At 66.4% G+C, this 6,790-nt stretch carries 5 protein-coding genes and 1 pseudogene; 3 read left to right on the top strand and 3 right to left on the bottom strand.

The features are described from left to right. Positions 1-79 precede the first annotated feature (79 nt). Positions 80-325: pseudogene (locus NM2_RS29935) on the top strand (SDR family oxidoreductase); the annotation flags it as partial. A gap of 137 nt (positions 326-462) precedes the next feature. Here NM2_RS29935 and NM2_RS29930 read toward each other — a convergent pair. Continuing rightward, positions 463-1,398, bottom strand: coding sequence for an SDR family NAD(P)-dependent oxidoreductase (locus NM2_RS29930; protein ID WP_067675625.1), 936 nt, complete (start codon positions 1,396-1,398; stop codon positions 463-465). A gap of 325 nt (positions 1,399-1,723) precedes the next feature. Here NM2_RS29930 and NM2_RS29925 point away from each other — a divergent pair, with 325 nt between their 5' ends. Then, entirely contained in the window at positions 1,724-2,848 is a 1,125-nt protein-coding gene (locus tag NM2_RS29925) for a PucR family transcriptional regulator (RefSeq protein WP_084531695.1), read from the top strand. On the opposite strand, the gene NM2_RS29920 is transcribed toward NM2_RS29925, so the two are convergent. Continuing rightward, positions 2,800-4,119, bottom strand: a complete 1,320-nt coding sequence (locus NM2_RS29920; protein WP_439956937.1) for a TetR/AcrR family transcriptional regulator — start codon at positions 4,117-4,119, stop codon at positions 2,800-2,802. The two genes, NM2_RS29925 and NM2_RS29920, sit on opposite strands and share 49 nt — an antisense overlap. A gap of 181 nt (positions 4,120-4,300) precedes the next feature. Next, complete coding sequence (locus tag NM2_RS29915; protein ID WP_067675619.1) at positions 4,301-5,587, bottom strand: amidohydrolase family protein; 1,287 nt, start codon at positions 5,585-5,587, stop codon at positions 4,301-4,303. Between the two features lie 185 nt (positions 5,588-5,772). Between NM2_RS29915 and NM2_RS29910 the strand changes: the two genes are divergently transcribed. Further along, positions 5,773-6,672, top strand: coding sequence for an SDR family oxidoreductase (locus NM2_RS29910; RefSeq protein WP_067675616.1), 900 nt, complete (start codon positions 5,773-5,775; stop codon positions 6,670-6,672). The last annotated feature ends 118 nt before the right edge of the window (positions 6,673-6,790 follow it).

Raw genomic sequence — 6,790 nt, 5'->3', positions numbered from 1 at the left:
CCGACATGGGGCGTGTGACAGTCGCCTTCATCACCGGAGCAGCACGGGGGCAGGGCCGCAGTCACGCGGTGGCCCTGGCCACACCCCCATGCTGCACAGTGCGCCGATGTACCAGGCATTCCGCCCGGGCCTGCCCAATCCCACCCGCGCGGACGCCGAGGTGGCCTTTCCGGTGCAGCAGGCCATGCCCGTGCCCTACGTCGAACCCGAGGACATCAGCGAAATGGTCGTCTTCCTCGCCTCGGACGCCTCCCGCTACGTCACCGGCATGCAGATGCGCGTGGACGCCGGGGGCTATCTGCGCTGGTACGACTACCACATCTGAAAGCCCTGTGCCCCAGGCACTCCGGCGACTTATGCCGCCGGAGCGCTTGGGCGGGCCAGGAAGCTCATAGGCTTCTCCGGATGTCCCCGCAGCGCGCCGGTGAGATGCGGCAGGCGATTGTGAGCGGGAATGAGTTGCTATCGAAGGGGATTCACGCCGAGGCGTTCGCAGATCCCGAAGATCTCCTCGAAGATCGAACCCGGCACGGTGAACGGCTCGGTCGCGGAGATCTCCGGCAGGTGTGCGGCGATATCGTCTGCGGTCGGCCGGGTTTCGGGCTCGGCGAGCCAGCCCTCGCCGAGTCCGACGAACACCCGGGCGAACCGCCCGGCACAGGCGGAATAGTTGTGATGGGTCGATTCGCAGTCGCGGCTGGCCAGGAAGACCACCATCGGCACCACCAGATCGGGATCGATGACCTTCAGAAAGCCCAAGTCCGCCAGGGCTTCCGGATCTCCGACCGTCTCGGTGACCATGCGCGAGAAGCCGAACGGCAGCACGGTATTGGATTTGATGCCGTGTGGCTCGCCCTCGATCGAGATGACGTTGGACAGTCCCACCAGACCGGCTTTGGCTGCGGCGTAATGCGATTCCATCGGCTGCCCGAACATGCCGCCCGAGGAGGAGATGAATACGAATCGGCCGTACCGCTGTTCCTTCATCACCGGATAGGCCGCGTGGCTGAGGTGGAATCCGCCATCGAGGTGGACCTCGAGCATGCGACGCCAGTCCGCGGGCGTCATGTCCTCGAAGGCGATGCTGTTGAAGATTCCGGCATTGCTGACCACGACGTCCAGGCGACCGAAGGTATCCACTGCCGCGCGCACGATGGCGGACCCGCCCTCGGGGCTGGTAACCGACTTGTACGAGGCCACCGCGCGACCTCCGGCCTGCTGAATCTCCCGCACGACCTGATCGGCGACGCTGGTGTCCGCGCCCTCGCCGCGCATGCTCCCGCCGAGGTCGTTGACCACGACGGCCGCGCCCCGCGCGGCCAATTCCTGTGCGTAGCGCCGCCCCAGTCCGCGACCCGCTCCGGTCACGACGGCGACCTGGCCGGTGAAGTCGATCATCTGCGTCTCGCTTCGTCGTACGTGTCTCGGCCCATTACGCTATCGCGGAACGAATATTTGGTCAATGAGTGCGAAGCGTCGAAGCGGGTGCGGCGTGCTGGGTGATTGCGGTCCGTGTAGCTGTCCGGATGCCGACCTGCCAGCGGAAATGCAATTCTCAACTATCGCGAACGGCGTTGTACTTATGCGCATCGATCCGTTATCGTTAGACGACGTGGTCGTAAGGTCGACCGCGGGGCGGTGCCGCACAGCGTGACGGGTCGCCGCCGGGAGTCGGCTACCCGCCGGATCCCACGCCAAGGCGAAAGCCTTTCTACAGCAAGCGATGTCTATGCCGACGAAAGCTGTATCCGGCGGCGGTGCCGAGCTAGTGGTGTCGAATGCCTGCCGGGAATTGATCGACTGTCTGCGATGTGGCCACGGCACCTCCGCCGCGATCCGGCGTCTGGAGATCGCCGCCACCGGCTGGGCCGCGACCGGGATTCCGGTGCGCACGCTGAACGCCCAGCTACGAGTCTGCCTGGTCGACGCCGCGCGCGCGGTGATGCGCTCCGCCGCACTGGCCGACGACCCCGATGCCATGCTCGAAGTCGTCATCTCCGCGACCGCGGTGGTCGCGGAGATCTATCACCGGATCCGGTGCGACGGACGGTCGGGGTTGATTCAATCGCTCGCTGCGGCGTTGCTGGCCGGCGAGTCACCGCTGCGCCTGTCGCGGGAGTGTGGGATCGCCGTCGCCGAATCCTATTGGGTGGTGGCCCTTTCCGTGCCGCCCGGTGGCGCTCCGGCCGCCGAACCGGTGCTGCGCCGGATCCGGGTCGAACTCACCGAGCGGTACGGTGACCAGGTGTTGCCTCGGCTCTCCGCGACGGGCGGCACGATCCTGGTCCCGGCTGCCGACGCCCAGGACGTCCCGGTGACACTGGTATCGGAGCTGTCCGCGGCCGCGCAGGTGCCCGTCACCGCCGCGGCGGTGTGGGCTCGGCAGGCCGAGATCCCCACGGCGGCGCCGCAGGCGCACGAACTGCTGGAACTCGCGCTGGTCTTCGGCCGCACCGGCCAGTTGAACACATTCGCCGATCTGGCCCTGGAATATCAGCTCACGCGGCCCGGCTCCAGCCGCGAAGTCCTTGCCGCACTGCTGGATCCGCTCGACGATCACCCGTATCTGGAGGAGACGTTACGTCTGCATCTGCGTGGTGACCTGTCGCGCCGCCGCATCTCGCAGATGCTCAGCATCCACACCAATACGCTCGATTACCGTCTCAAGCGGGTCGGTCGGCTCACCGGTGTCGATCCGCTCAGCCCGGACGGCCAGTGGTATCTGCGCGCCGCGCTCGTCGCACGCATATCGATGTCGAAACAACTTGCCTCGCAACAACTCCCGACACCCGTGAACGGTCACTCCGGACGCGCGAGGACGCCGCGAAGCGTGGTATCACGCAGATGAATCAGTGAGGCGCGGGTGCCGATCTCGGCGAGGATGTTCTCGGGAATCCAGGCCACGCCGATCATGCAGCGTGCCAGCATCTCGTCCGAGGGACTTTCGATCGCGATCTCGCCGGATCGAATTCCCTTGGCGAGCAACGCCTTCATCTGTCGCACGCGCTTGGTGAAGAGCCAGCCCGGATTCGGGGTGTCCGGCGGCGACTGCCGCATCCAGGCCAGCTGGATGCGAAACTCGTCGCCGAACCGGTCGAGCATATTGGTATTGATCCAGCTCAGCGCGTCGAGTTTCTCGATCGGTGAGGACTCCGAACGCAGCACGTCGGTCCAGCCGAGCGCGACCTTCTCGCCGAACGACTGCATGATCGAGGCGAGCAGCTCCTGCTTGGATCCGATGACCCGGTACACCGAACCGGTGCCGAGCCCGGCCGCGGCGGCGATATCGCGAATGGTCGTGCTCTCATAGCCCCGGCGGCCGAATTCGGCCCGTGCGACCGCGCGGATGTGCGCGGCCTTGGAGTCGTCCGGCGGCTCGTCGGACCAGGTCCGCACGACCGCGTCGGCGGCGAGGAAGGCCGGGGAGGCGTCGAGTTCGGCGTCCGAATGGCGTGCGGTGGCGACGCCTTCGAGCAGAATCCGGCACAGCAGCCGGGCCACCTGGTTCGCCGTTGCGTTGTGCCGGATGACGTCCAGCCCGACGTGCAGCATGGTCTGGGTGATCCGGTCCGACAGCAGGTGCAGATCGATGTCGGGCCGCAGATATCCGGCCCACCGCGCGGCGCGCAGCGTCTGGAACACGGCCTCCAGGATCGCTGTCGGGCGCTGCCTGGTCAGCTCGATCAGGGTGGGATTGGAACTGGGGCCCTCGTAGAACGACATCTGCAGTGCCGCACGATGATCCACCGCGCAGGTGGCGATATCCGCGCCGAGGTCGGCGATGCGATCGAACGGGGAGCGCGAGTCGGGCTGATCCAGCGTGTCCAGGGTGTGCTGGGCGACCTGATCCAATGCCGCGTGATAACGCTGCAGCAGGCCGACCAGGATCGCTTCCTTGGATTCGAAGTGATGGTAGAGGCTGCCGGGCAGGATGCCGCACGCGTCGGCGATCTCCTGCAACGACGTGCGCAAACCCGAGGACGCGATCAACGACGCCGCGGTCTGGAGAATTTCGGTGCGGCGGGACCTGTCGTCTTCGGTACGGCCGTTGCGCGTCGCGGGGGCCTCGGTCGTCCCGTCCGCGTTGCGCTGCCCGCGGCTCACCTGACCACGCGCCACACAACACCTCCACAACATCTCGGCCCCGGTCATCGGACGGGGGCGAGCCCGGCGGTCGAGAATAACAATTCTTTGATCCACGGTATCACCAGCTGTGGTTCCGTACCGGCCGCGGTATTCCGGCGGCCGGCACGGGTTTCGTGCCGAGGGCGATAATTCCGGCGGTGCGGCCGTATTTCGATCAGGACGAAGTCGGCAGCTGCCGGGCCAGATCCATGACGGTCACCGTATCGGTGCCCGTCTTCTTGAGCCGCTCCGAGGAGCGATAGCCCAGGTCCACGTCCTGCGCCTGGGCACGCAGCGCGCCGACGGTGAGATCGGATCTGTTCAGATGATCGAACATGTCGAACGAGTAGAGCCGCAACGCATTCTCGTGAGTGATTCTGTTCACCTCGTCGTCCGGAACGCCGTCGAGATGGATCGCCAGCGTCTCCGGGGCCACCGGCCAGGTGGAATCGGAATGCGGGTAGTCGCATTCCCAGTTGAGCATGTCGAGATTGAGTTTGTCGCGAGCCTGGATTCCGAATCCGTCGTCGATGAAACACAGTGCGATGCGGTCGAGAAATACCTCGCTCGGCAGTTTGTCGCCGAAATCCTGATGGGTCCACGCGCGGTGCATCCGATACACCCGGTCGATGCGCTCGAGGAAATACGGCACCCAGCCGATGCCGCCCTCGGACAGCGCGAAGGTCAGGTCCGGGAATTTCCTCAGCATCGGTGACCAGATCAGATCCGCAGCGGCCTGGACGATGCTCATGGGTTGCAGGGTCACCATCACGTCGACGGGCGCGTCGATCGAGGTGATGACCACACTCGACGACGAGCCGATGTGCAGGTTCACGACCGTGTTCGTATCGCTGCACGCCGTCCAGAACGGATCCCAGTGCGGATCGTGCAGGGACGGATAATTCAGCTTGGTCGGATTCTCGGAGAAGGTGACCGCGTGGCAGCCCTTCGCCGCCGTGCGCCGGACCTCCGCGGCCATCAGTTCCGGATCCCAGATCGGCGGCAGGGACTGCGGGATCATCCGGCCCGGATATGTGCCGCACCATTCGTCGATATGCCAGTCGTTGTAGGCGCGCAGAACGGCCAGGCCCAGATCCTTGTCCTTGGCCCGCGCGAAGTACTGCCCGCAGAACTGCGGATACGACGGGAAATTCAGCGCGGCGGCGACGCCGTTGGCGTTCATATCGCGGATGCGCTCGTGAATGTCGTAGCAGCCCTCGCGGATCTCGGCGAGTTTGGTGGGCTCGGCGCCGTATTCGTCCGGCGGGCGGCCCGCCACCGCGTTCAGGCCGACGTTGGTCGCCTCCTGTCCCTCGAACACCCACGCATCGGTGCCGTCCGCGCGCTGGACGAGCTTGGGCACGTCGCCGGCGTACTTGGCGGGGATGTGGTTGTCGAACATGTCGGGTGGTTCGACGAGGTGATCGTCGACCGAGACGAGCACGAGGTCGTTCATATCCATGCTGCACTCCTGTTCGGGCTCTGGAGGAGGTGGTCCCGTGGTGCGAAATCCGAGCACGACCCCGCTCGCGGACCGCCGCTGGTCTGGACTGTAGTCCGGAACAGATATTTGGTCAACAGGGTATTGTGCTGTGCCGTAAGTGAATAGAATCCGGGTAGTAGCTGATCCGGGCTAGGAGTGAGCACATGGCCGAGTCGCGAACCGTCGTCGTCACCGGAGCCTCGAGGGGGCTGGGACTCGTCTCGGCGGCCCATCTGTACCACCGGGGCTGGCGGGTGGTCGCCGCCATGCGCTCGGTCGACGCGGGCCTGGAGCGCCTGCGGGAGCGGACCGGCGCGTCGCCGGGAGACGCCCGGCTGATCGGGGTCGCGCTCGATCTGACCGAACCGTCCTCGGTCGAGCGGGCCGCGAAGGAGATCCTCGAGGTGGCGGGCGCTCCGGACGCGCTGGTTCACAATGCCGGGATCTCCGCGGCCGGAATGGTTGAGGAGACTCCGATCGCGTTGTGGGAGAAGATGTTCGCGACCAACCTGTTCGGTCCGGTGGCGCTCACCAAGGCGCTGCTGCCCGCCATGCGGGCGGCCGGACGCGGACGCATCGTGCTGGTGTCCAGCGAGGGCGGTGTGCGCGGAATGCCCGCCACCGCACCGTATTCCGCGGTCAAGGGGGCGGTCGAGCGATGGGGTGAGTCGATGGCCGGCGAGGTGGCGCCGTTCGGCATCGGGGTCACCGTGCTCGTCGCGGGCACCTACGAAACCGACATCATCACCGATGCGGGCACCACCGACAGCCGCGATCTCGACGGCCCTTACGCCCGCCTGCATCGCACGATCGATCGCCGCGGCCGCCTGCTGGTCGGGCGCGCCGCCCGGCCGCCGGAACGTTTCGTGGGCGGCCTGGCCGCCGCGCTGGCGGACACCGCGGCCTACGCCCGTCACCCGGTGGGTCCGGATGCTCGAATGTTGTTGCTGATCAACGCGATCACGCCGGCCCGGGTGATGCACCACATGATCCGGCTGCTGCTCGGGATTCCGCGGCGCGGCAGCCTGCGGACCCAACCGCGGAGTGCTCAACCAAATATTTGATCCGATACGGCCGAGCGGCGAGCTACCGGACTCCGGCGGGACAGAGTTTCGATCAGGCTGAACGCAACAGGCGGGTAGGGGCGCTCGATCGCCCTACCATGACCCGGCGTGCGAACGA

Source organism: Nocardia miyunensis NBRC 108239, from assembly GCF_001613065.1.
In the GTDB taxonomy this organism is placed as follows: Bacteria; Actinomycetota; Actinomycetes; order Mycobacteriales; family Mycobacteriaceae; genus Nocardia; species Nocardia miyunensis.
The sequence above is the reverse complement of the archived record's forward strand: the minus strand, read 5'-3'. Positions and strand labels throughout refer to the sequence as shown.

What these genes read in the sequence shown, in the direction of transcription:
- NM2_RS29910 (WP_067675616.1), top strand. Translation starts at nt 5,773, where the DNA reads ATGGCCGAGTCGCGAACCGTCGTCGTCACCGGAGCCTCGAGGGGGCTG.
- NM2_RS29930 (WP_067675625.1), bottom strand. Translation starts at nt 1,398, where the DNA reads ATGATCGACTTCACCGGCCAGGTCGCCGTCGTGACCGGAGCGGGTCGC.
- NM2_RS29915 (WP_067675619.1), bottom strand. Translation starts at nt 5,587, where the DNA reads ATGGATATGAACGACCTCGTGCTCGTCTCGGTCGACGATCACCTCGTC.
- NM2_RS29925 (WP_084531695.1), top strand. Translation starts at nt 1,724, where the DNA reads ATGTCTATGCCGACGAAAGCTGTATCCGGCGGCGGTGCCGAGCTAGTG.